Genomic DNA, 24,817 nt, shown 5'->3' on the forward strand with positions numbered 1-24,817 from the left:
CTCTCGGGCGAGGACACGCGCCGCCGCACCAGCCGCCTGCGCTACGACTATGAGCTCACCAGCAAGCAGGCCCAGATTGACCTGCTCACCAAAACCCGGCAGCTCCAGGCCCAGAAGGCGGCCCGGCAGCGCCTGCAGCTCAATGGGCTGCTGGCCGGTCTGGCCAGTGTGCTGCTGATAGCGGGGCTGCTGTGGCGCAACATCTACCTCAAGCAGCGGGCCAACCGCCACCTGAACGAGATGAATACCCAGATTGCCGCCCATCGCGACCAGCTCAACCGCACCCTGACCGAGCTCCAGGACACCCAGGCCCAGCTGGTGCAGCGCGAGAAAATGGCTTCTCTGGGCGAAATGACGGCCGGCGTGGCCCACGAAATTCAAAACCCGCTCAATTTCGTGACCAATTTCTCGGACCTGAACGTGGAGCTGCTGGCCGAGCTGCAGGAGGAGCTGGCCGGGGAGCACCTCTCCAGCAGTGGCGGGCAAAATATCCAGCAGCTGCTGGATGACCTGACCCTGAACCAGGTGAAGATTCAGGAGCACGGGGCCCGCGCCGACCGCATCGTGAAACGCATGCTGGAGCACTCGCACCCGAGCAGCGGCACCCGCCAAGCCACCGACCTCAACGCCCTGGCCGGGGACAGCCTGCGCCTGGCCTACCACGGCTGGTGCGCTCGCAACAAAGACTTCAGCGCCACGCTCACCACCGATTTGGACCCGCAGTTGCAGCCCGTTCCGGCCGTAGCCCAGGACCTGAGCCGCGTGCTCATGAACCTACTAACCAACGCATTCTACGCCGTAACCGAAAAAGGCAAGCACGCCGATGCCGCCTACCGCCCCGAAGTGCAGGTGCAAACCCGCCAAACTGACCACGCCGTCGAGATTCGGGTGCGCGACAACGGGGCGGGCATTCCGCTGGCGGTGCGCGAGAAAATCTTCCAGCCCTTCTTCACCACCAAGCCCACTGGCGAGGGCACCGGCCTGGGCCTGTCGCTGAGCTACGACGTGATTACGAAGGGACACGGTGGAGTTTTGAGTGTGGAAAGCCAGGAGGGTGAATATTGTCAATTTACTATTAGTCTGCCTGTTACCGTTGAAAAGGTGATGGAAGATGTGGCGACTTGAATTTATATACTATTTATTGAATATATTTAAGTAATTGCTTGTTTAAACTGAACATTATCTAACCGCTTGGTCCGTATGAAATGAATGCCGCCCGGGATGTGCCGCCCGCCTCATCAATCAGAAGGCGGTGGGGGAATTGCCCGCGGGGAAGTAGACATGGTGCAAGGTTAAGTTTTGACACTTACGATGTTGCTCGAACAACTACCGCCTTCTCGTTTCCGGGTTCGGAAACTAGCCCGCCAGCCGGCGCCCCCGCCCCCCAAAGTGCTGGCGCAGGCTGGCACAGGCGTGTCTCAGTTCTTTGCGCAGCACCAGCTGGGGGCCATCCTCCTGCAGGGCGTGCTATTGGCGGGTGGCGTTTTCTCGGCTGCACTGGGGCTGAAGGGCTTTCTGCTGCCGAACGGTTTTATTGACGGCGGGGTAACGGGTATTTCGCTGCTGGTGAGCCAGCTGACGGGTATCTCGTTGTCGGCGCTCATTGTGCTGATTAACATTCCGTTTATCGTGCTGGGGTATTATCAGGTGGGGCAGAAGTTCGCCCTCAAAACCCTGCTCACTATTCTGGCGCTGGCGGGGGCGCTGCTGGTGGTGTCGTTCCCGCCCCTCACGCAGGATAAGCTGCTGATTGCCGTATTCGGCGGCTTCTTTCTGGGAGCCGGGGTGGGGCTGGCCATGCGCGGCGGTGGCGTGCTCGATGGTACCGAAATCCTGGCCCTCTACCTCACGCGCCGGCTGCCCGCTTCCATCGGCGACATTGTGCTGATTATCAACATAACTATCTTCTCGGTGGCCGCCTGGCTGCTGTCGATAGAAACGGCGCTGTATTCCATTCTGGCGTATCTGGCCGCGGCCAAAACCGTGGATTTCGTGCTGGTGGGCATCGAGGAATACACCGGCCTGACCATCATCTCGTTTCACAGCACCGAAATCCGGCGCATGATAACCGATAAGCTCCACCGTGGAGCCACCGTGTACGAATGCACCCAGGGCTTTGGCACCCACGGGCACCAGCATTTGAAAGTGGAGGCCATTTTCACGGTCGTGACCCGCCTGGAGGTGGTCAGCCTGACGGATGAGATTCATAAAATTGACCCGAACGCCTTCGTAGTCTCCCAGAGCGTGAGCGACATGAAGGGCGGCCTGATTAAAAAGCGGGCCTTGCACTAGCCGTTCTGGGATGGGAGCCGGGGCCCCGCGCCGCCGGGCCAATTCAGCAGGAATATCATGGAAAGGTGGTACCGGTTTCTGGGAGTTCGGCCGCACGAAACCACGTCGGTGTGGCTGCTCTTTGCCCATAATTCCCTGCTCAGCTTTGGCACCGTGCTGGTGTATCTGGCGGCCACGGCGCTGCTGCTGGCCCGGCACCCTGCCTCCAGCCTGCCCGTGGCCTACTGCGTGGGAGCAGTGGTTATGGGGCTGACCGGCAGCCTCTATGCCTACCTGGAACGCCGCTGGCTGGGGCCGAGCCTGGCCGTGCGGGCGCTGCTGACGGTGGTGGTCATCGCCGTGGTGCTGGCGCTGGCCTGGCAGCCCACGCCGTCGGTAGCCACGGCCGTGGGCATCATGACGGGCTACCGCCTGCTGTACCTACTCACCAACCTGGAGGCCTGGAGCATGTCGGCCACCCTGTTCAACGCGCGCCAGGGGCGGCGGCTGTTCGGGGTGGTGAGCTCCGGCGAGCTGCCGGCCAAAGCCGTGGGGGCGGCGCTGGCCATTTTCGTACCCGCGGCCCATGCCATTTCGATGCTGTTAATCATGGCGTTGAGCTCCTACGTGCTGGCGGCGCTGGTGCAGCAGGCGGCTTTTCGACGAAGAACCGGGTTGCCGCATTTGCCCCTCGCCCCGCCGGCTGTGCGCAGCCTGCCGCTCATCCGGCAGCTGCTGGGGCCGGGCGCGTTGGTGCGGGTGATGGGACTGAGCGTGATGGCGGTGGCCGCAATAGCGGTAGGAGTGGAGTATGTTTTTTTGCTCAGTGTTCGAAATTTTTTGCCCGGCCCGGTAGATGTGATGCAGTACTTGGGCGCAGTGCTGGCGCTGGCTTATCTGCTGGCGGCGGCGGGCCGGCTGCTGTTTGCGCGGCGCGGCTTGGCCTGGGTGGGCGTGCGCCGGACGTTGCTGCTGCTGCCGTTTATTGTGCTGGGTAGTGTTTTGATATTCTGGGTATTGCGAATGCTTCCCGTGGGGCCGTGGGGCCAGCTGGTTTATTTCAGCGGGCTTTATCTGGGGTTGGAAATATGCCGCCGGGCCTTGTTCGAGCCGGTTTTTCTGGTGCTGTTCCACCGCTTGCCGCCGCCCGAGCACCTGGCGGGGCGCAGTGTCGTGAAGGGGATTTATGAGCCGGCAGGCGTGGGGCTGGGTGGCCTGCTGCTGCTGGCGGCCCAGCCGTTTCCGGCAAACTCCTGGCTGCCCTTTGTGTGGATGGCCGCCCTGGTACTCGGGGTGGTGTATCTGCTGCGGTATATGCTTTGGCACTACCTGGAGGCCCTGAAGACGAGCCTGCACCTGCACGGTGCGGCTGATAATGAGCCGGTTCGGGTGGGCAGTGAGCCGCCGGACCGGCGCTCGGCCGAGGCCGAGTCCAGCGAGGAGATGGTGTTGCAGGCCATCGAGCATCTGCACAAAATAGAAGCCACTGCCCTGCTCGAACAGGCAGAGCACCTGCTCACGCACCCCAGCAACCGCATTCGCCACCGGGCGCTGCGGCTGTTGGGAGACCGGGTGGAACTGCCCCGGCTGCGTCGTCTGGCTCTGGAAGACCCCGACCCGGCCCTGCGCGAAATGGCCAGCTGCCTGGCCGGACCCCACCCATCGGCCGACGACTTGCTGCTGCACCCCGATTGGGCCGTGCGCCAGGGCGCTATCCGGGGCCGGCTGGGCGCGCATCCCACCGATGGCGCGGCCTTGGCCAGCCTGGCCGCCGTGGCGTCCTCGGCCGAAACCAATGCCCGCCACGCGGCCTTGGAGCTCATTGAGCTGCTTACGCCGGAGCAGCAGCAGCAGGCAATCACCATCTGCCTGCACAGCCCCGAGCCCGCCCTGGTGCAGGCTGCCGTACGGGCCGTGGCCGAGGTGCCGGGCCCCGACATTATAAGCCTGATGATAAGCTTTCTGTGCATGAAGAAGGTGCAGAAACCGGCCCTGGCCGGCCTGGTCAGAATCGGGGCACCCGTGCTGCCGCTACTCAAGCCCGCTTTGGCTCAGGAATGCGACCAGCGCCGCGCCCAGGCGATGGCCCAGGTGTGCGCCCGCATGGCCACGCCCGCCGCCCGGCAAGTGCTGCTGGAAGTAGCCAGCGGGGCCAACCTGCAGGCGCGGGCGGCGGCGCTGCGGGCGCTCGACAGCTTTGTCACCATGCCCAGTGACGCGCCGCTCTTTCAGCAGCTCATAGAGGAGGAGATGCGCCTGGCGCAGCACTTTTTGCACGGCATGCACGCCGCCAATTCTGAGCTGCGCGCCGCCCTGCGCCAGGAGCTGCGCCGCTGCACCCAGCGTTTGTTTGGCCTGCTGATGCAGGTGTACGAGCGGCCGCCGCTGCTGGAAGCGCAGCACGGCGCCATCCACACCACCGGCGAAACCCAGGCCAGCGCCCTCGCAATTCTGGAGAATATGATTCCGCTCCCGCTGTTTGCCGGCTTGCAGGCCATGCTGGAAACGGGCCGCCTGAGCCAGCGTGCCGAGGTCATGGATGCCTTGCTCGGCCCCATCACCACCGCCGAAACCGTGCAAACCACCATCGTGCGCCGGGGCGCGGAAGCCTTCACGGCCTGGACGATTAGCGTGGCCCTGCGGCAGTGGCACCCCCAGCCCGCCACCGTATCCTATCTGGTGCCTAACTTGCAATCCACCAGCCTCCTGGTTCAGGAAAGTGCCCTGGCCGTGCTCCAACAATTGCCCGTGCTGCGCCCGGCTGCCTATGACCAGCTCCTCCTCACGCATCCCGCCGTCGCCTTCCTCGCCATGAATCCACAGCCGACTACCCCCCGCACCTCGGCCCGCGACCGGGTCCTCATCCTCAAAGGCACTTCCCTGTTTGCCAACACGCCCGAAAACATCCTCGGCAACATCGAGCCCATTATGCGGGAAGTGGCGTTTGAAGCGGGGCAGGAAATCTTCAGCAAAGGCAGTCTGGGCACCTCGCTGTTCATCGTGAGTGAGGGCGAAGTGGGGATTTTCGACGGCTCGCGCCAACTGACGACCTTCCGCAGCGGCGACTTTTTTGGCGAGCTGGCCCTGCTCGATGCCGAAGCCCGTTCGGCCTCGGCCGTGGCCGTGGGGCCGGCCACCGCGTTTCGCATCGACCAGGAAGATTTCTACGACGTGATGGAGGACTGCCCTGAAGTCACCCGCAATATCCTGAAGGTGCTCTGCCAGCGCCTGCGCCGCCAGAACGAGCGAACGCAACCCCCGCAGCCCCAGCCGGTACCGGGATAATTCGTCGCTTAATGGGTGCGCTTTTTGCCCTCCGGCGGGCCTACCTTGCGGCATGACGCTCCTCATCATTGTGCTAGCTGTGCTGGCGCTTATCGTCCTCAGCAGTTGGGGCAAAGTCAACGCGTTTCTGGCGTTTTTGCTGGTCACCATTCCGGCGGGGCTGGCGCTGGGCCTGCCGCCCGCGCAGGTGCTGGCTGCCGTGCAAAAAGGCCTCGGCGATACCCTGGGCTCGGTTGCGCTGGTGGTGGTATTGGGGGCCATGCTGGGCAAGCTGGTGGCCGAAAGCGGCGCGGCCCAGCGCATCGCCGCCGTGCTGATGCAGGCTTTTGGCTCGAAAAATATTCAGTGGACGATGATGGTCACCGGCTTCATCATCGGCATTCCGCTGTTCTATAACGTGGGTTTTTTGCTGGTTATTCCGCTGATATTCTCGGTGGTATATCAATACCGGCTGCCGGCCGTGTACGTGGGCCTGCCCATGCTGGCCTCGCTCTCGGTATTGCACGGCTTCCTGCCGCCGCACCCGGCCCCCACGGCACTGGTGGCGCTGTTCCATGCCAATGTGGGCCTCACATTTGGCTACGGGCTGCTGGTGGCGGTGCCGGCCGTGGTTGTGGCCGGGCCGCTGTATGCGCGCACGTTGCGGGGCATCGTCTCCGCGCCGCTGGCGGGGTTTGTGAGCGAAGCGCTGGCCGAAAGCGCCTTGCCGGGCCGGGTCAACAGCTTCCTGTCGTCGCTGCTGTCGGTGCTGGTGCTGGCGGTCGTGCTGGGCTTGCAGGCGGTGCTGCCGCCCGGCGGCCCGCTCGCGCCGGCCCTGGCGTTCCTAGCCGACCCGGGCGTAGTGATGATGCTGTCGGTAGGGGTGGCCACGTTCAGCCTGGGCCGCAGTCAGGGCAAATCCATGACCTCCGTGATGGAAACCTACGGTGAAGCCTTGCGCGATGTGGCGCTGCTGCTGCTCATCATCGGCGGGGCGGGGGCGCTGAAGGAAGTGCTGGTGGAAAGTGGGGCGGGCCAGGCCATTGCCGCCGGCCTGAATGGCACCGGGCTTCCGCCGCTGCTGCTGGGCTGGCTGCTGGCCGGCCTCATCCGGGTGTGCCTCGGCTCGGCCACGGTGGCGGGGCTCACGGCGGCCGGCGTGATGCTGCCCACCATGGCCCACTCGACCGTCAATCCCAACTTAATGGTGCTGGCCATCGGGGCGGGCAGCCTGCTGTTTTCGCATCTGAATGACAGTGGGTTCTGGCTGTTTAAGCAATATTTCAACCTCTCGATTCGCGACACGCTGCGCTCGTGGTCAGCCATGGAAACCATTGTGTCGGTGGTGGGGCTGCTGGGCGTGCTGGTGCTCGACTGGGCGCTGCCGTTGGTAGCGCCCGCTCTGGCACGATTATGATGTTTTGAATAGTTTGCAAGTAATTGTTAATCCCTATCTTGGCTTCATCTTAATTCATCCTTCAACCCACGCTGCTCCATGAATTCCCGTAGAAATTTCCTGACCTCGGCCGCGCTGCTATCGGCCGGCTTGCTGGTATCACCGTCCCTGCTGGCCCGCGACAAGGGCTACAACAAAAAGTACATCGGCCTGCAGCTCTACACCGTGCGCGACGCCATGGCCAAGGACCCTGCCGGCACGCTGGCGCAACTGGCCAAAATGGGCTACAATTCGCTGGAGGGCGCGACCTACACCGGCACCCAGAAGTTCTACGGCATGTCACCCAAAGAATTTGCCGCCCTGCTCAAGCAAAATGGCCTGATAATGCCCAGCAGCCACTACCGCCTCGGCGAGGAGCAGATGAACGGTGCGCCCGCCATGGGCACCATGCTCCACGAGTGGGACCGCGCCGTGGACGATGCCGCCGCCGCCGGGGTGAAATACATGGTCTGCGCCTATCTCTCAGAAGCCGAGCGCGGCAACCTCGACCACTACAAGACCATCGCCGACCAGCTCCACAAAGCCGGCGAGCGCTGCCAGAAAGCCGGCATCCAGCTCTGCTACCACAACCATGACTTCGAGTTCGTGCCCCAAAATGGCAAGCTGCCTTACGACCTGCTCCTCGCCACCGACCCCAAATTGGTGAAAATGGAGCTCGACCTCTACTGGGCCACCAAAGCCGGCCACGACCCCCTTACGCTATTCAAGCAGCACCCCGGCCGCTTCCCCCTCTGGCACGTCAAGGACATGGACAAAGCCGCGCCGCACTCCTTCACCGAAGTAGGCAACGGTAGCATCGACTTCAAAAAAATCTTCGCCCACGCCAACGAAGCCGGCCTGCAATACTTTTTCGTGGAGCAGGACATCACGCCCGGCTCACCCTTCGATAGCGCGGCTAAAAGTTTGGCTTACATCAAGAAAAACCTGGTGTAGCCCGCCGTGCCGACGGCGCTACCCCTGCGCCGTCGGCCGGATTACGATTTCGCCCACATCCACATCGGCGGGCTGCTCGATGGCAAATACCATGGCGCGGGCAATGGCATCCGGCGAAATGGCCAACTGCTCGCTTGTGGCCCGGATTTGGGCCTGCACGGCCAAGTTGGTCATGGAATCGGCAAAATTGGTGCGCACGAAACCGGGCGAAATAATGGTCACGCGCAGTTTATCGCCGGCTTCCTGGCGCAGGCCCTCCGAAATGGTGCGCACGGCATTCTTGGTACCGGCATACACGGCCTGCATCGGCACAATTTTCAGGCCCGCCGTCGAAACGGTGTTGATGAAATGTCCGAAGCCCTGCCGGCGAAAAACTGGCAGCGCGGCCGCAATGCCGTACAGCACGCCCTTGATGTTGACATCAATCATCTCCTCCCAATCCTCCACGCGCAGCTCATCAAGCAGCGAAATAGGGCCAATGCCGGCATTATTGATGAGCACATCGAGCTTGCCGAACCGCTCAAGCGCCAGCCCGACGAGGTTGGCCACTTCATCGCGCCGCTTCACGTCGGTAGGGGCATAGGCGACTTCCCCGCCGGCCGCCTTAATGCGAGCGGCCAGCGCCTGCAGGCGTTCCAGGCCGCGAGCGCCAAGCACCACTTTGGCCCCGCGCCCAGCCAGGAGGAGGGCCACGGCCTCGCCAATTCCGCTACTGGCCCCCGTGATGACGACGACTTTGCCTGCTATTGAGCTTTCCATGTTGTGTTACTGGTTTAGTAGCACAAAGGTCTCTGTCTGCGGCAATGCAGAAGTATGTGAATCAATCCAAAAGTTATGAAAGTGCTACCGGTTGCCGTCGGTAGTGGTTGGGCGGCAGCCCGGTTTGCTTTTTGAAGAAGCTGTTGAAGTTAGAGGCGTGCTCAAAGCCGAGACAGAAGCCGATTTCAGCAATGCTCCAATCGCTGTTGCGCAGCAATGCTTTGGCTTCGTCCGTCATCTTTTCAGCGATGTGCTCGGTGGTGGTTTTGCCCGTTATTTCTCTCAGCGCCTTATTCAGGTGGTTGGTATGCACGGCGAGCTGCCGGGCAAACTCGTTCGCATTTTTGAGCGGCAGTTTATGGTGCGGCGATGCGATGGGGAACTGCCGGTCCAGCAATTCTAGAAACAGGGAGCCGAGGCGCGCCGCCGAAGTGCCTGGCTGGTAGAAGTGCGCCGCTGGCGCAATCTTAAGCGACTCATGAAGGATGATTTGTACGTAGCTGCGCAACAATTCATCACGGTTGGCATACGAAGACTGCAACTCCACCAGCATTTGCTCGAAAAGGCTGCTGAGCCGGCCTACCACTTCCGGCGCAGGAAATAACACCGGCGTGCCACCCACCCGAAATAGCGGCGAACCCGCCACGCTGGTCGTGCGCAGCTGCTGCGTAATAAACTCCTCCGTAAACAAGCACACGAAGCCGGTTTCGCTCCCGTTCGTGCGCTCCCATGAGTAGGGAATCAGGGGATTAACAAAAATCAGGGCTGAGTCCTGCACCTCAACCCGCTGGTCGGCATACGAAAGAATGCCCTGCACATTGCACAACAGCTTTATCTTATAAAAATCCCGCCGCACATGCGGAAAAGAGCTTGGCGTAGGAACGTCCTCAATCCGGTAAGCGGTGAACTGTCCCATTGCCGGATTTCCTCGGCTGTACCGTTGGTAGTAATCAGCAATACTTTCACGTGAACCCATTGCCAAAGTTATGCAACTCAAATTGCGGCGCTATTCTTATGAGTTGAATAGAAATAAGTCATGCTGAGCGCAGCCGAAGCATCTCTACCGCAATACTATTCCTTTTGATTGGAAATTAGTTGCGCGGTAGAGATGCTTCGGCTGCGCTCAGCATGACGTTCTGTTATTCCCGAAAAGCTCCTTACTTCGCCGCCGCCATTGGCAGCTCCCGAATCCAGATATTACGGAAACTCAGCGGCTCGCTCTTGTCGCCGTGGGCCTGGAGCTTGATGGGCGAGGGGCCGTGCGCCGCCTGGTACGAGGCCTTGCCGATGTACTGCGTAGGGCCGGTGAGGGCGGTGTGGTCCTGCACCAGCACGCCGTTGAAAAACACGGTGGCATAGGCTGGCGTCACCAGCGCGCCGCCCGCGCCGAACACCGGGGCCGTCCACACCACGTCGTAGGTTTGCCACTCGCCGGGCTTGCGGGCGGGGTTGGCCAGCGGGATGGCCTGCTTGTAGAGGCTTCCGGCCATGCCGTTGACGTAGGTTTTGTTCTGGTACGCGTCCACTATTTGCAGCTCGTAGCCCAGGTCACCGCTGCCCGTTGAGGCCAGGAATACGCCGCTATTGCCCCGGGCCTGCCCCGTGCCGGTGATATTGGCCGGAATGCGCCACTCCAAGTGCAGCTGGTAGTTCCCGAAGCTGCGCTTGGTTTCGATGTTGCCCACGTCCTTTTTTACGGTCATAATTCCTCCCGCCACCGTCCAGCTGGCCGGCGCTTTGTGGTCGCTGGTGAGCACCCACTGGTCCAGGTTCTTACCATCAAACAGCACCAGCGCATCCGAAGGTGCATCGCCGACAGTTTTACCGGGCGTCACCACTTTGGGCACGGGCTCATACACTTCCGTATCCTCGGGTTTGGCGGTTTGCTGGGCGTGGACGGCTCCCAGGCTGCCGGCCAAAAGGGCGGTGAATATCAGGCGGGTTTTCATGAGAAAAAGGATTGGAAGGTGGGAGAGATGACGGTGAAGCGGAGCCCGCTACACGTCGCACAGTTGCACAGCTTTGCGCAGCGAGGCCAGCTTGTCGGGCTGCTTCGGTATGAATTCCTGTGCCACGTAGCCCTTAAAACCCGTAGCCACAATGGCCCGCATGATAGCCGGGTAGTACAGCTCCTGGGTTTCGTCGATTTCGTGGCGGCCGGGCACACCGCCGGTGTGGTAGTGTGCGATGTAGGCGTGGTTATCGGTGATATTACGGATGATGTCGCCCTCGTCAATCTGCATGTGGTATATGTCGAAAAGCAGCTTGAAATGCTCTGAGCCCAGCTTTTTGGCCAGCGCTACGCCCCAGGCTGTGCGGTCGCATTGATAGTCTTTGTGGTCGATTTTGCTGTTCAGCAACTCCATCACCAGCACTACTTTGTGCTTGGCGGCCAGCTCCAGCAGGGGCGTCAGGCCCTTCACGCAGTTGGCCCAGCCGGTGGCATCGTCCTTGCCCCGCCGGCTCCCGCTGAAGCAAATCAGGTTCTTATAGCCCGCCGCCGCCACTTTCGGAATCATCTCGGCGTAGCTCTTCTGCAGCGTGGCGTGAAACTGCGGGTCGTTGAAACCATCAGTCAGGTTGATTTCGGCCCCGTTGCACATCGGCGAATCCAGCCCATACTTCTTCAGCGTGGGCCAGTCCTTCGGCCCAACCAGGTCGATGCCCTTGATGCCAATGCTTTTGGCCGCCGCGCACAGTTGGTCGAGCGATAAATCGCCATAGCACCAGCGGCACACTGAGTGGTTGATGTTGTTTTTCAAAGCGGGCGAATCCAGCGCGTTTTCGGCGGGGACGAAAGCGCCGAGCGCTCCCGCCGCTCCGGCGGCGGCCGTGCCCGCCAAAATGTTTTTGAGCGCCGTGCGGCGGGTAGGAGGCGAGGCCATGACGGGCGGTTTTATTTCAGGGTCAGAATGTATTTCACCATTTCCCGGGCGTCGGCCTCGGTCACGCCGGGGTGCGGCGTCATGGGAACTGCCCCCCAGTTGCCAGAGCCGCCCTGAATGATTTTACCGGCCAGCATGCTGATATTTTGCTCATTAGACGGATATTTCTGGGCTACGTCGGCGTAGGATGGGCCTACCAGCTTCTCCTTTTCTTTATGGCAGCTGGCGCAGTCAGAGGCCGCCATCAGCTTTGCCCCGTTGGCCACCAGGCCGCCGCTGTGCCCGGTGCCAATCTTCGAGGTGCTGGTATCGACCTGCGGCTGCTCGGCCACGGCGGCCACGTTGGCACCGGTGGTGCTGTCGCTCTTGAGTTCGGCCGACGAGGCCGACTGCTGGCTCACTTCATCGGGGCCATCTTTTTTGTAGCCGGAATCGCAGGCGGCCAGCAGGGCACAAAGGCTGAGGAATAAGGCAGTTTTTTTCATGGGAAGGAGGCGGTTAAATTCCGAGCAGGGAATGGTTGAGGGTCGGGTTGGGGGCCGTGGCGGCGAAGTCGTCGAACGCCTTTTCTGTGACGCGAATGATGTGGTCTTTGATGAATTGAGCGCCTTCGCGGGCCCCATCTTCGGCGTTTTTTAGGGCGCATTCCCACTCCAGCACGGCCCAGCCGGGGAAGTCGTACTGGGTCAGCTTGCTGAAAATGGCTTTGAAATCGACCTGCCCATCGCCCAGCGAGCGGAAGCGGCCGGCCCGGTTCAGCCAGCTCTGGTAGCCGCCGTACACGCCCTGCCGCCCCGTGGGGTTGAACTCGGCATCCTTGACGTGGAACATCTTAATCCGCTCGTGGTAGATGTCGATGTATTCCAGATAATCAAGGCATTGGAGTACGAAATGCGAAGGGTCGTAGAGCAGGCAGGCGCGCGGATGCTGCTTCACTTGGTCCAGAAACAGCTCGTAAGTCACACCGTCGTGCAGGTCCTCGCCGGCGTGAATTTCGTAGCACAAGTCCACGCCGCACTCGTCAAACACATTCAGAATCGGCAGCCAGCGGCGGCCCAGTTCGGCAAAGCCATCCTCAACCAGCCCGGCCGGCCGCTGTGGCCAAGGGTACACCATGGGCCACAGCAGCGCCCCGCTAAAGGTGGCGTGCGCCTTCAAGCCCAGGTTTTGGGAGGCTTTGGCGGCATATTTCAACTGCTGCACCGCCCATTGCTGGCGCGCATTGGGGTTGTTGCGGTAGGCCTCGGGCGCGAAGCCGTCGAATAGCTGGTCGTAGGCCGGGTTCACGGCCACCAGCTGTCCCTGCAGGTGGGTCGATAATTCGGTGATTTCCAAGCCAGCGGCATTCACCACACCCCGGATTTCGTCGGCGTAGGTCTGGCTTTCGGCGGCTTTTTGCAGGTCGATGAAGCGCGGGTCGTTGGTGGGCAGTTGCACGCCTTGAAAGCCCAGGCCCTTGGCCCAGGCGCAAATGCCGGCCAGACTGTCGAAAGGCGCTTCATCGCCGATGAATTGGGCAAGAAAAACGGCGGGTCCCTGAATGGTAGTCATGGGCGGGTCAGACGGTGAATTCGGTCCATTTCTTATCAGAATGACCCGAGGCAATGACGTTTTCGATGAATGCCATGCCCCGGATGCCTTCCTCCAGCCCTGGATAATCGAGGGCTTCGGGCGGGGCAGTCTGGCCGGCCATTTCGGCTTGCAAGGTCAGGGCGAAGTTGCGGTAGATGTTGGCGAATGCTTCGAGGTAGCCCTCGGGGTGGCCGGCTGGGGTGCGGGCATTATGCTGCGCGAAGGAACCGACGTAGCCCGTGCCCGTCCGATAAATCTCGGTGGGCCGGTCCAGCCACTTCACTTGCAGCGTGTTGGCATCTGCCTGCTGCCACTCCAGCCCGCCCTTGTCGCCATAGGCCCGGACGCGGACGTTGTTTTCCTCGCCGGCCGCCACCTGGGTGGCTACCAGCACGCCGCTCGCGCCGTTGGATAGCCGGAGCAATACGGCCCCGTCATCGTCCAGCCGACGGCCCGGCACCACGGTATTGATGTCGGCGCAGAGCTTTTCGACTTGCAGGCCGGTCACGTATTCCAGCAGGTTGAAGGCGTGGGTCCCGATGTCACCCATCGCCCCGGCAATGCCGCTGCGGGCGGGGTCGGTGCGCCAGGCCGCCTGCTTGTTATCCGTGCCTTCCTCAAAGGCGCTGAGCCAGCCCTGCGGGTATTCTACGTAGGCCTTGCGGATGGGGCCAAATGTGTTCGCGGCAATGAGTTGCCGGGCTTCTTTCACCATTGGGTAGCCGGTGTAGGTGTGGGTCAGGCAGAGTTTCCGGCCGTTGGCGGTGGCAATTTCCTTCAATTGCTTGGCCTCGGCCAGCGAGAAAGTCATCGGTTTATCGAGAATGACGTGGAAGCCGTTTTCCAGCGCCAGCCTGGCGGGCTCGAAGTGCAGGTGGTTTGGTGTAACGATGGCCACAACCTGCACCCGCTCGGTTTCATGCCGCTGCTTTTCCTGCATAATCAGCTCCTCAAAAGAGCCGTACACGCGCTCTGGGGCCAGATTCAGCAGTACGCCTGTGGCCCGCGACTTCTCCGCATCGCTGCTGAACGCGCCGGCGGTGAGTTCATACAGGCCATCGAGGGCGGCGGCGATGCGGTGAATGCCGCCGATGAACGCGCCCTGGCCGCCGCCAATCATGCCCAGTCGTAGTTTCATAGGAGGGAGTGTGGTGCTAAAAGTAGAGACGCAAATATGCGTCTCTACACTTCCAAACGAGCGTTGGCTTCGGCGTAGCTGAGGTCTTCAGCTGGTGCGGGGGCGTTCTGGTCTTTAAAAAGCAGCACGAATACGGCCAGCACCACGGCCGCAATGCCGGCCGGAATCAGCCAGATGGTGTGCCAGTCGTGGAGGTCGCCGGTGGTTTTGTGGGCGTCCACAATCTGGCCCGAGAGGAGGGAGCCGATTAGCATGCCCACGCCGTAGGTAGCCAGCGTGATAAAGCCCTGGGCCGCGCTTTTCGACTGCTCACCGGCGAGGTTGTCGGTGTAAATCTGGCCGGTTACGAAGAAGAAATCGTAGCAGATGCCGTGCATCACGATGCCTGCAATCAGCATCCAATAGTTCGAATCGCCGTTGCCGTAGGCGAAGAAGATATACCGTACTACCCAGGCCAGCATGCCAATAGCCAGCATTTTCTTCACGCCCAAGCGCACGAAGAACACCGGAATTAGTAGCATAAACAGCACTTCCGAAACCTGCCCCAGACTCTGGATGCCAGCGGCCGATTTCATGCCCGTCTCATTCAAAAATGGATTGGTGAAGCCATAGTAAAACGACAGCGGTACGCAGATGGCGACCGAGGCCAGGAAAAAAATCAGGTAAGAGCGGTTCTTCAGCAGGCCGATGGCTTCGAGGCCCAGTAGCTCGCCCATAGTGGCGGGGCCAGCTTTTTTGACGGGCGGCGTGGGCGGCAGCGTGAAGCTGAATACCCCGAGCAGGGCCGAAGCCCCGGCCGCCATCTGAAACGTGAGGCCAAGGTTGCCGCTCTGCTCCCAATTCAGCCAGCCGATGGTGATGCCGGCGATAATCCAGCCCAGCGTGCCCAGTACCCGAATCGAGGCAAATTCCTTCTGCGGATTCTGCATCTGGCGGAAGGAAATGGAGTTCACCAGCGCCAGCGTGGGCATGTACACTATCATGTACGTCAGCACGTAAGGGTAGAAGGCCGAAAAATCGCCTGCCCGCGATGCCAGCCACAGCAGCGCTGCGCCCAGCAGGTGCAACACCCCCAGGATTTTCTGGGCCGAGAAGAACCGGTCGGCAATCAGCCCGATGATGAACGGGGCCACAATAGCCCCCACCGACTGTGTGAGAAAAGCACTGCCCACCTGCGTACCGGTGGTGTGCAGGTTATGCAGCAGGTAGGTGCCCAGCGTCACGAACCATGCTCCCCAGATGAAGAACTCCAGGAACATCATCAGGGACAGCTTAAAGCGGATGGCGGGCGTCATGTGGGAGGGTTTGGAGGTAGGATTCAGAAGCAGGCGGAACATTGACCGTCATGCAGAGCGCAGCGAAGCATCTTTACCGCACAACGCAATTATTTACTATTGCAGTAAAGATGCTTCGCTGCGCTCTGCATGACGGTCTGAAAAGGCCGACAAATCAAGTCGTTGCCCAAGCCCTGTCGCCTTTTTTATACGGCACGTTGCCGTCGTAGCGGCCGGGCACGGGCAGGTAGCGCAGGGCCTTCGTAGCGCCCACTTCTGAGGTGAAGAAGCCCAGCAGCGTGAGTTCCTTCATCATACGGAAGTAGTGCGCGGGGTCGTCTTTTTGCTTGTTTTGGGTGAATGCCTTTTGCTCGGCATCCAGGGCGGTGAGGAAGGCGGTGCGCTGGGCCGCATCGCAAGCCAGGAAGCCTTTGCCGTTTTTCGTTTTGCAGTCCTGGTCGAGCTTGGTGAGGCCGTTGAGGAAGATTTTCTGGTCGGCGGGCGTATAACAGTCGCGCACCATCACGCTCATGAAGCTGCCTACTTGGGCAGCTTTGGCCCCCGGCGTTTTGGTGGCGGGCAGGATGGTTTCGCCTACTTCATCCAAGAAACTGACCTGGTTGGCATCAAGAAACGGCTTTGCTTCTTTCGCGGCGGCAGGTTCCTTGGCGGCGGTTTTCTCTTCCTTATTAGTAGGAGAGGAGCAGCTGCTCAGGAAAAAATCGGCTCCGATAACGGTGCCACCCATGATGATGGCCACGCGGGCCAGGGCGTCTCTTCTGTTCATGATGGGGGACGGTTTAGAGGTTTTGCTTTTTGAGCTCGCTCACGGCGTGGTCCACGGCGCGGGCCGTGAGGGCCATGTAGGTCAGCGAGGGGTTCTGGCAGGCGGCCGACGTCATGGCGGCCCCGTCGGTTACGTACACGTTCAGGGCATCCCAAATCTGGTTGTGGGCATTGAGGACCGACGTTTTAGGGTCGCGGCCCATGCGGGCGGTGCCCATCTCGTGGATGCCGCCGCCCAGGTTGTAGCCGTTGTTATAGGTCTTCACGTTCTTCAAGCCCGCTTTTTCCAGCATTTCCTGCGCGTCGGCCATCATGTCGATGCGCATCTTCTGCTCGTTGTCGCGGATGCTGGCGTCGATGGCCAGTACGGGCAGGCCCCACTTGTCCTTCTTAGTTTTGTCGAGGCTAATCTGGTTGTCGTGGTAGGGCAGGGTTTCGCCGAAGCCGGTGATGCCCATGGTCCACTTGCCGGGCTCGGTGAGGGCATCCTTGAAATCACCGCCGATGCTCATTTCCGGAATTTCACGACTCCAGCCCTCGCGGCCGGCGCTGCCCTGGTAGCCGAAGCCGCGGATGTAGTCGCGCTTATCACCAAACAGGTTGCGGAAGCGGGGAATGTAAATGCCGTTGGCGCGGCGGCCATATATGTATTTGTCCTCGAAGCCTACCACGTCGCCGTGCGCGCCGGCCCGGAAGTGGTGGTCCATCAGGTTGTGGCCCAGCTCGCCGCTGCTGCTGCCCAGGCCGCCGGGCCAGATGTCGGTGGCCGAGTTCATCAGCACCCAGGCCGAGTTCAGGGCCGAGGCATTAAGGAAGATTACCTTGGCGTAATACTCAACGGTCTGGTTGGTTTCGGCATCAAGCACTTCCACGCCCTTGGCGCGCTTGGTGTCCTTGTCGTAGAGGATTTTGGTGACGATGGAAAACGGCCGCAGCGTGAGATTGCCGGTGGCCACAGCGGCCGGCAGCGTGGCCGACTGCGTGCTGAAATACGACCCGAACGGGCACCCCAGCCAGCATTTGTTGCGGTACTGGCAGTTCACGCGGTTGTGGTGCGGCACCGTGATGTTGGCCGTGCGGCCGATGACCATGCGCCGGTGCTCGTAGTGCTTTTTGATGCGGGCGGCCACGTCCTTTTCCACCACGTTCATCTCCATGGGCGGCATAAACTCGCCGTCGGGCAGCTGCGGTAGGCCCTCTTTTGAGCCGCTGATACCGGCAAATTTCTCCACGTAGCTGTACCACGGGGCCATTTCTTTGTACCGGATGGGCCAGTCCACGGCGATGCCGTCTTTAGCATTGGCCTCAAAGTCGAAGTCGCTCCAGCGGTACGACTGCCGGCCCCACATCAGTGAGCGGCCGCCCACCTGGTAGCCCCGGAACCAGTCGAAGGGCTTAATTTCCACGTAGGGGCTGTCCTTGTCGCTGGCCCAGTAGCTGAGGTTGGTTTCGTTGAGGGTGTAGTCGCGCTTCAATACCGGGTAGTCGGCAATCATTTTCTGGGTTTTGCCACCCCGATGCTCAAATTCCCACGGGGCCTTGTTGGCGTTCACGTAGTCCTTGATGTGCTCCACGTTGCGGCCGCGCTCCAACATAATGGTTTTGAGACCCTTTTCTGTCAGTTCCTTCGCGGCCCAGCCACCCGAGATACCCGACCCGATGACAATGGCATCGTACGTATTTTTTTCCATGTTACGCTAGCAAATGATGTGGAATTTGAGAAAGGAACCAATCGGAGTCTCATCTGCTGGCATCAGGCCGACGAGCAGTACGGGCCACGCAGTGCGAGCAAATATAAAATAATTTGTTGCCGGCCAACCACTACGGGACCAATAATTTACATAATATTGCTAATGATGAGTGTCCACCCACTTACCAAGGTATCGAGGGCGCAATCCAATCTATTAGCAGATTGTATTTTAAAGTAATGCAAAGGGTTCATTGCTAGTGATTTGGTCAATTCTGCTGATTGACTGCCAGGCTTCCTTCCCCAGTTGAAAAAATCCACTAACTACCTATGAGCAAGCTCCCTGAAACGCCGCTGAATAACCTGCCCGAAGCCCCGTCGCGGCGCGAATTCCTCAAGCAGGGCGCTGCCGCGGCGGCTGTTTTTATGATTGTGCCGCGCTTCGTGCTGGGCGGCCGGGGCTACACCGCGCCCAGCGACCAGCTGGTGGTGGCCGGCGTGGGCGTGGGCGGCAAGGGCGAAAGCGACCTGGCCGCCTTCGCCAAAACCGGCAAAGTCCGCATCGGCTACCTGTGCGACGTGGACGACCGCCGCGCCGCCCGCTCGGTGCAGGCCTTTCCGCAGGCGAAGTATTATAAGGACTGGCGGCAGCTGCTCGATAAGGAAGGCAAGAATTTCGATGCCGTCTCGGTGTCCACACCCGACCACAACCATGCCGTTATCACGCTGGCGGCCATGCAACTGGGCAAGCACGTCTACGTGCAAAAACCCCTCACCCACGATATCTACGAAGCCCGCGCCCTGACCGAGGCCGCCAAGCGCTACAAAGTGGTGACCCAGATGGGCAACCAGGGCGCATCGGGCGACGGCGTGCGGCAGCTCCAGGAATGGTATGACGCCCACCTCATCGGCGAGGTGCACACCGTGTATTGCTGGACCGACCGGCCGGTGTGGCCGCAGGGCATTGCCTGGCCCCCGCCGGCCACCGCCGTGCCCAAAGAGCTGGATTGGGACTTGTGGCTGGGCACCGCGCCTCAGCGGCCCTACGTGGATAAGCTGGTGCCCTTCAACTGGCGCGGGTGGTGGGAGTACGGCACCGGTGCGCTCGGCGACATGGGCTGCCACCTCATGGAAGCGCCATTTCGGGTGCTGAATTTGGGCTACGCCACGGCGGTGCAGGCCAGCGTGGGAAGCGTGTATGTGGACGAGTTTAAGCGCGGCTATTTCCCCGAAAGTTGCCCACCATCCAGCCACGTCACACTCACGTTTCCCAAGACGAATAAGACCAAGCACGAAGTCACCATGCACTGGATGGACGGCGGCATTCAGCCCGAGCGGCCCGAGGAACTGGGCCCCAACGAGAAGTTTGGCGACGGCGGCAACGGCATCCTGTTCATCGGCAAAAAGGGCAAGATGATGGCCAGCATCTACTCCGCCGACCCGCGCCTGCTGCCACTTTCCCGCAACCAAGAGGTGCACGTGAAACCCAAGTTGGACCGTGTGCCCGATGGTGCCAACGGCCATTACGCGCAGTGGGTCGAAGCCTGCCTGGCCGGCTACGGCAACAAAGCCGTCAGCTCGCCTTTCGAGCTGGCCGGTCCGCTCACCGAAGCCCTGCTCATGGCCAACCTCGCCATTCGCGGCTACGATATTCAGCGCCCTAAAACCACCGGCGTGGGCTTCGACTACCCCGGCCGGGGCATCGAGCTGCTCTGGGACCCGCAGCAACTGCGCGTCACCAATTTTGAGGAGGCCAACCAGTTTGTGAAGCGCACGTACCGGCCCGGCTGGTAGGGGGGGGCTAAAATGGGTCGTCGTTCACTTCCACCCAGTAGTTATCCGGGTCCTGCAAATACACCTGTTTTACGCCGTCGGGGCGGGCTGTCGATTCTTTGGCTTGCCCGGCCCAGCTGCCATAGACGGTGGCGAGCTGGTCGAGATGGGCGGTGAATTTTTTCAGGTCTTTCACGCTGAAAGCCAGGTGCATGTTCTTGTCGTGCGGCTCTACTTTGGCCGCGCCCTGAATGATGTGCAGCTGGCTGTGCGGCCCCATCCGAAACCAGACGTGGCGGCCGTCCTTGAAGGGCTCCGGAATCTGCTGCAGCTCCAGCACCTTGCCGTAGAAATCCACGCTTTTCCGCAGGTCGAAGACGTAAAGCGCGACGTGGCTGACCGTTGGCGTACTTTGGGCGAAAACAGAGCCCGCGTTGCCCAAGGCGACAATTAGCCCCAACAAGCTGCCAAAAAGCGTTTTTTTCATAATTCAGGAAGTATTTGGGGCTGCACAAACAGACCGGTGAAAGCTGCCGCAAGGTGCAATTATTTTTCGAGCCGCCGGCATCCCATTTTTCTGACTTGCAGATGCTTGTCGTACTGAATGCACGTTTGAAGAATGGCTGAATCTGTTTGGGTTATTCTTGACGTATGGGCTCAGCGCCATTAAAATTCAGTAGAGTGCGGTAGAGTGCGCCGGGCGGGTGGCGCTACTTTTGGGCAGTTCAATTTTTCAGTCCGCCCTTCCTTCCTGCATGAACATCAATTCCGCCTTCAGCCTGACTGGCAAAACCGCGCTGGTAACCGGCTGTAATAAGGGCATTGGCCAGGCCATGGCCCTGGGGCTGGCCGAGGCCGGGGCCGACATCATCGGCGTATCGGCTACGCTGGCGGCCGATGGTGGCGATACCGGCCGCCAGGTGCGGGCGCTGGGCCGCGATTTCCACGCCTACCAGGCTGATTTCAGCCAGCGCGCCGCCACCGATGTTTTCATCACGCAGGTGCAGCGGGATTTTCCGCGTATCGACATCCTTGTTAATAACGCCGGCACCATCCGTCGCGCCCCAGCCGTCGAACATTCCGACCAGGACTGGGACGACGTGTTGGCCATCAACCTCGACGCGCCGTTCCGCCTCGCCCGCGCCATTGGCGGCCAGATGCTGCGCCAGGGCAGCGGCAAAATTATTTTCACGGCCTCGTTGCTCACCTTCCAAGGCGGTATCAACGTGCCCGGCTACGCGGCCAGCAAGGGTGCCCTGGGCAGCTTGGTGAAGGCGCTGGCCAACGAATGGGCCGGCCGGGGCGTGAATGTGAATGCCATCGCGCCCGGCTACATCGCCACCGACAATACCACCGCTCTGCGCCAGGACGAAGAGCGCAGCCAGACCATTCTGGGCCGCATCCCGGCCGGCCGCTGGGGCACGCCGGAGGATTTCAAAGGCCCCACCGTGTTCCTGGCCTCGGCTGCTTCGGACTACGTGCACGGCACCATCCTTACCGTGGATGGCGGCTGGATGGGGCGGTAATTATAGCCAGGTTTTATACTTCAGGAGTATGGTGAATAGGCTTTTGCCTCTTGGCGCGAGGTGCCAAGGCCGTCGATTCCCAGCTCCACCACGTCGCCGGGCTTGAGGTACACGGGCGGCTTCATGCCGAGGCCCACGCCGGCGGGCGTGCCGGTCGAGATGATGTCGCCGGGCAGCAGCGTCATGAACTGGCTGAGGTAGGAAATCAGGAAGGGAATCTTGAAAATGAGGTTGGCGGTGGTGCCGTCCTGCATCATCTGGCCATTCACGGAGAGCCAGAGGCGTAGGTCGTCTACGTCGCCGATTTCATCGGGCGTGGCCATAAACGGGCCGACGGGTGCGAAGGTATCGCAGCCCTTGCCCTTGTCCCAGGTACCGCTGCGCTCCAGCTGGAATTCGCGCTCCGACACGTCGTTATGCAGCGTGTAGCCGGCGATATACTCATGGGCATCAACTTCTTCTACATAAGAAGCACGCCGGCCGATGACCACAGCCAGCTCGACTTCCCAGTCGGTTTTCGTCGAGTTTTTGGGGATGATGAGGTCGTCGTTCGGCCCCGCGTAGGCGGTGGTCGATTTCATGAACAGCACCGGCTCGGGTGGGGGCGTGGCCCCGGTTTCGCGGGCGTGGTCGGCGTAATTCAGGCCGATGCACAGGATTTTGGAGGGCCGGGCCACGGGCGGGCCGAGGCGTTCGCCGGCGGCGATGGGCGCGAGCCGGCCTTCGTGGGCTTGCAGGAATTCGGCGAGCCGGTGCAGGCCATCGGTAGCAAAAAAGGCTTCGTTGTAATCTTCGCCGAAGGCCGAAACGTCGAACTTTTGGTCCTGGATGATGATGCCCGGCTTCTCATGGCCGGGCTGGCCGTAGCGGATGAGTTTCATTGGGGAGGCGGTGCAAGGATGGATTCGGATAGTAAAAGAACGGCATGCAGAGCGTAGTCAAAGCATGGCCCCACCCCCATGACGGGAGTGGGACCAGACCGACGCTTTCAGCCGGATGCCTACATGTTTCAAACCAACAGCCCGTACCCTACACCGGCTCCCGCAACGCGGCCAGCACCTTGTCCGGTGTCATCGGTACGGAGCGTAGGCGGCGGCCGGTGGCGTGAAACACGGCGTTGGCCACGGCGGCGCTGGTGCCCACGATGGAGATTTCGCCGATGCCCTTCACGCCCATGGCATTTACGTAAGGGTCGTGCTCGTCAATGAATTCCACGGTCATGTCCGGGATGTCGGCATTCACGGGGACGTGGTAGCCGGCCAGGTCGGCGTTGGTGTAGCGGGCGTAATGCGGGTCGCGCTCGGTGGTTTCCATCAGGGCCGCGCCGATGCCAAAGATGCTGCCGCCCATCACCTGCGAGCGTGCCGTTTTGGGGTTGAGGATGCGCCCGCCGGCAATCACGCTCACCCATTTGGTCACGCGCACGGTGCCCAGTTCGGGGTCAACATGAACCTCGCAGAAGTGCGCCCCAAAGGCATGCATGGAGTGCTCGCTGGCGTGGTCCTTTTTGCTCGGGTCCGCTACGGCAGTGGCTTGGGCGGCCTCGTAGCCGCTGCCGTAGCGGCCCAGCGCGCTGCCTTCGATGTCGCCCAGGCCGGCACGCTTCATGATTTCGCTGAACGCCTCGCCCTTGCTGGGGTCGGCTTTGAGATGCAGGCGGCTTTTTTCCATCACCACGTCGGCCGGCTTAGCCCGGAACAGCGGCGATTTGCTGTCCATCACGGCCAGCTTGATGAGCCGCTGCCACACATCCTGCGCTGCCAGATACACGCTCGACGACACCCGGCCCGCCGCCGTGGAGCCGCCCGACCACTGAGTGCTCGGCAGGTTGGTATCGCCCAGCTCGAAGCGGATGTTTTCGGGTGGCAGGCCCAGCGAATCGGCGGCTACTTGGGTCATCACGGTGTAGGTGCCGGTGCCGAGGTCGGTGGCCCCCGCCTGCACCACGGCGTGGCCGTCGGCGTAGAGGCGCACGCGGGCGTTGCCCTGCGAGTTGTGCACCGGGTAGCTGGCCGTGGCCATGCCGTAGCCTACCAGGAGCTTGCCGTCGCGGGTCTGGCCGTTTTTGGGGTTGCGCTGGTTCCAGCCCATGAGCTCGGCCCCGCGCTGGTAGCACTGTTTCAGGCTCTTGCTGCTCCAGGGGTGGCCGTTGGTGGGGTCTTTTTCGGCGTAGTTCAGCAGCCGAATCTGGATGGGGTCGATGCCCAGTTGATAGGCCAAGTCATCCATCGAAGACTCGATAGCGAAAGCCCCGGGCATGTCGCCGGGCGCGCGGGTCGAGGTCGACGTCATCACATTGGCCTGGGCCAGATGGTAAGTGCCCTCGAACGTCGGCAGCGCATAGAGCATGTTGGTAATGCGGCTGTTGGTTTCGGCGTAGTCATCCCAGGGCGAGGTCGTGGACGACTTGTCGTGGATGAGCGCCAGCAGCTTGCCCTCCCGCGTGGCCCCGAGGCGTAGCGTCTGGGACTGTTCTTCGCGGTGGCCCATGCTCGTGAACTGCTGCGGGCGCGTGAGCACCAGCTTCACCGGGCGGCCTACGGCCCGGGCTACCAGCGGGGCCAGCACGGTATGCGGCCACACCCATGCCTTGCAGCCGAAGCCGCCACCGATGAATTTGCAGACCACCCGCACCTGCTCAGTGGCCAGTCCCAGCATGGCGGCCAGCGTCTTCTGAGTTTCCAAAACTCCTTGCGTGGCGTCGTACACCGTGAGGCGGTCGGGCGCTTCCCAGTGGGCCGTGGTGGCCCCCGGCTCCATCGGATTGTGGTGGATGGTGGCGTGGGTGTAGGTGGCCGTGAGCTGCACCGGGGCGCTGGCAAAGGCCGTTTGCGCGTCGCCGCGCTTGGTTACGCCGGGCATGTATTTCACGGTTTTGGGAATATACAGCTGGGCCTTCGGGTCGAAATAAGAGGACACGGGCACCTCCGGCGCAATACTCACTTTCAGCAGACTAGCCGCGTACTGGGCGCGCTCCAGCGTATCGGCCACCACCACGGCCACCGGCTGGCCGGCGTAATATATCTGGTCCGACGCCATCGGGAAAAAGCTCATTGGCGAGGATACGAAGGCCTTCCGGTCGTCGGGCGAGTTGGGCGTTTTGGCCAGCTTGGGCAGGTTTTCGTGCGTGAAAATGGCCAGCACGCCCGGCGCGCGCTGGGCCGCGCTGGTATCGATATTTTGAACACGGCCTTTGGCCACGTCACTGGTTTTGAGCACGGCGTGTACCAGGCCCGGCAGCCGGTTGTACTCGCCCGAGTAGGTGGCGTGGCCCGTCACCTTGGCCCAGCCATCGACGCGGCTCATGGGCTGGCCCACCACGCCGGCCTGGGGGTTGGTTTCGGAGAAGGTTGGTTCGAATTCCATGGTTTGTAGTGCCTGATGCTGATAAAAGAACGTCATGCTGAGCGCAGTCGAAGCATCTCTGCCGCTTCGTTGCAACGGCATTGATTAGTTGCGCAGTAGAGATGCTTCGACTGCGCTCAGCATGACG

20 protein-coding genes are annotated in these 24,817 nt (G+C 61.4%); 7 read left to right on the forward strand and 13 right to left on the reverse strand.

Translation table 11 applies throughout. The annotated features are described in order from the left end of the window. From AAFH49_RS16530 to AAFH49_RS16550, 5 genes are all read left to right on the forward strand, one after another. Positions 1–1,125, forward strand: a 1,125-nt coding sequence (locus AAFH49_RS16530; protein WP_342299907.1) for a sensor histidine kinase, incomplete at its 5' end; no start/stop codon positions are given. Positions 1,126–1,389: 264 nt separating this feature from the next. Next, positions 1,390–2,292 (forward strand): YitT family protein, encoded by a 903-nt coding sequence (locus AAFH49_RS16535; RefSeq protein WP_342299909.1) that lies wholly within the window; start codon positions 1,390–1,392, stop codon positions 2,290–2,292. Between the two features lie 57 nt (positions 2,293–2,349). After that, the gene (locus tag AAFH49_RS16540) at positions 2,350–5,556 is read left to right on the forward strand and encodes a cyclic nucleotide-binding domain-containing protein (protein WP_342299910.1); all 3,207 of its coding nucleotides are present in this window, start codon (positions 2,350–2,352) and stop codon (positions 5,554–5,556) included. Between the two features lie 52 nt (positions 5,557–5,608). Then, positions 5,609–6,952, forward strand: coding sequence for a gluconate:H+ symporter (locus AAFH49_RS16545; protein WP_342299911.1), 1,344 nt, complete (start codon positions 5,609–5,611; stop codon positions 6,950–6,952). 78 nt (positions 6,953–7,030) lie between these two features. Further along, a complete protein-coding gene (locus AAFH49_RS16550; RefSeq protein ID WP_342299913.1) occupies positions 7,031–7,924 on the forward strand; it encodes a sugar phosphate isomerase/epimerase family protein in 894 nt (297 codons plus the stop codon). A gap of 18 nt (positions 7,925–7,942) precedes the next feature. Here the strand turns inward: AAFH49_RS16550 and AAFH49_RS16555 are convergent, their stop codons facing one another. The 10 genes from AAFH49_RS16555 to AAFH49_RS16600 form a co-directional block, all read right to left on the reverse strand. Beyond that, positions 7,943–8,683, reverse strand: a complete 741-nt coding sequence (locus AAFH49_RS16555) for an SDR family oxidoreductase (protein ID WP_342299914.1) — start codon at positions 8,681–8,683, stop codon at positions 7,943–7,945. Positions 8,684–8,756: 73 nt separating this feature from the next. Beyond that, positions 8,757–9,599, reverse strand: coding sequence for a helix-turn-helix domain-containing protein (locus AAFH49_RS16560; RefSeq protein WP_342299915.1), 843 nt, complete (start codon positions 9,597–9,599; stop codon positions 8,757–8,759). A 241-nt stretch (positions 9,600–9,840) separates the two neighbouring features. Next, the gene (locus tag AAFH49_RS16565) at positions 9,841–10,632 is read right to left on the reverse strand and encodes a 3-keto-disaccharide hydrolase (protein WP_342299917.1); all 792 of its coding nucleotides are present in this window, start codon (positions 10,630–10,632) and stop codon (positions 9,841–9,843) included. A gap of 48 nt (positions 10,633–10,680) precedes the next feature. Then, positions 10,681–11,568 carry a hydroxypyruvate isomerase family protein gene (locus tag AAFH49_RS16570; protein ID WP_342299919.1) on the reverse strand — a complete coding sequence of 296 codons (888 nt, stop codon included), beginning with the start codon at positions 11,566–11,568 and terminating at the stop codon, positions 10,681–10,683. An 11-nt stretch (positions 11,569–11,579) separates the two neighbouring features. Continuing rightward, complete coding sequence (locus AAFH49_RS16575; RefSeq protein ID WP_342299921.1) at positions 11,580–12,053, reverse strand: c-type cytochrome; 474 nt, start codon at positions 12,051–12,053, stop codon at positions 11,580–11,582. Positions 12,054–12,066: 13 nt separating this feature from the next. Further along, positions 12,067–13,119 carry a sugar phosphate isomerase/epimerase family protein gene (locus AAFH49_RS16580; protein ID WP_342299922.1) on the reverse strand — a complete coding sequence of 351 codons (1,053 nt, stop codon included), beginning with the start codon at positions 13,117–13,119 and terminating at the stop codon, positions 12,067–12,069. Between the two features lie 7 nt (positions 13,120–13,126). Next, entirely contained in the window at positions 13,127–14,278 is a 1,152-nt protein-coding gene (locus AAFH49_RS16585; RefSeq protein ID WP_342299923.1) for a Gfo/Idh/MocA family protein, read from the reverse strand. Between the two features lie 44 nt (positions 14,279–14,322). Further along, complete coding sequence (locus AAFH49_RS16590) at positions 14,323–15,573, reverse strand: nucleoside permease (protein ID WP_342299924.1); 1,251 nt, start codon at positions 15,571–15,573, stop codon at positions 14,323–14,325. A gap of 154 nt (positions 15,574–15,727) precedes the next feature. Then, on the reverse strand, positions 15,728–16,339 hold the full coding sequence (locus AAFH49_RS16595) for a gluconate 2-dehydrogenase subunit 3 family protein (RefSeq protein WP_342299926.1): 612 nt from the start codon (positions 16,337–16,339) through the stop codon (positions 15,728–15,730). A 13-nt stretch (positions 16,340–16,352) separates the two neighbouring features. After that, positions 16,353–18,029 carry a GMC oxidoreductase gene (locus tag AAFH49_RS16600; RefSeq protein ID WP_342299928.1) on the reverse strand — a complete coding sequence of 559 codons (1,677 nt, stop codon included), beginning with the start codon at positions 18,027–18,029 and terminating at the stop codon, positions 16,353–16,355. 326 nt (positions 18,030–18,355) lie between these two features. Between AAFH49_RS16600 and AAFH49_RS16605 the strand changes: the two genes are divergently transcribed. Then, a complete protein-coding gene (locus tag AAFH49_RS16605; RefSeq protein ID WP_342299929.1) occupies positions 18,356–19,819 on the forward strand; it encodes a Gfo/Idh/MocA family protein in 1,464 nt (487 codons plus the stop codon). A gap of 7 nt (positions 19,820–19,826) precedes the next feature. On the opposite strand, the gene AAFH49_RS16610 is transcribed toward AAFH49_RS16605, so the two are convergent. Next, complete coding sequence (locus AAFH49_RS16610; protein ID WP_342299930.1) at positions 19,827–20,285, reverse strand: VOC family protein; 459 nt, start codon at positions 20,283–20,285, stop codon at positions 19,827–19,829. A 268-nt stretch (positions 20,286–20,553) separates the two neighbouring features. Here AAFH49_RS16610 and kduD point away from each other — a divergent pair, with 268 nt between their 5' ends. After that, on the forward strand, positions 20,554–21,324 hold the full coding sequence (gene kduD, locus AAFH49_RS16615; RefSeq protein ID WP_342299932.1) for a 2-dehydro-3-deoxy-D-gluconate 5-dehydrogenase KduD: 771 nt from the start codon (positions 20,554–20,556) through the stop codon (positions 21,322–21,324). Positions 21,325–21,344: 20 nt separating this feature from the next. On the opposite strand, the gene AAFH49_RS16620 is transcribed toward kduD, so the two are convergent. Next, positions 21,345–22,205 (reverse strand): fumarylacetoacetate hydrolase family protein, encoded by an 861-nt coding sequence (locus AAFH49_RS16620; RefSeq protein ID WP_342299934.1) that lies wholly within the window; start codon positions 22,203–22,205, stop codon positions 21,345–21,347. A gap of 148 nt (positions 22,206–22,353) precedes the next feature. Then, positions 22,354–24,690 carry a xanthine dehydrogenase family protein molybdopterin-binding subunit gene (locus AAFH49_RS16625; protein WP_342299936.1) on the reverse strand — a complete coding sequence of 779 codons (2,337 nt, stop codon included), beginning with the start codon at positions 24,688–24,690 and terminating at the stop codon, positions 22,354–22,356. Positions 24,691–24,817: the final 127 nt, after the last annotated feature.

Origin of the sequence: Hymenobacter segetis, assembly GCF_038448715.1 — a bacterium.
In the GTDB taxonomy this organism is placed as follows: Bacteria; Bacteroidota; Bacteroidia; order Cytophagales; family Hymenobacteraceae; genus Hymenobacter; species Hymenobacter segetis.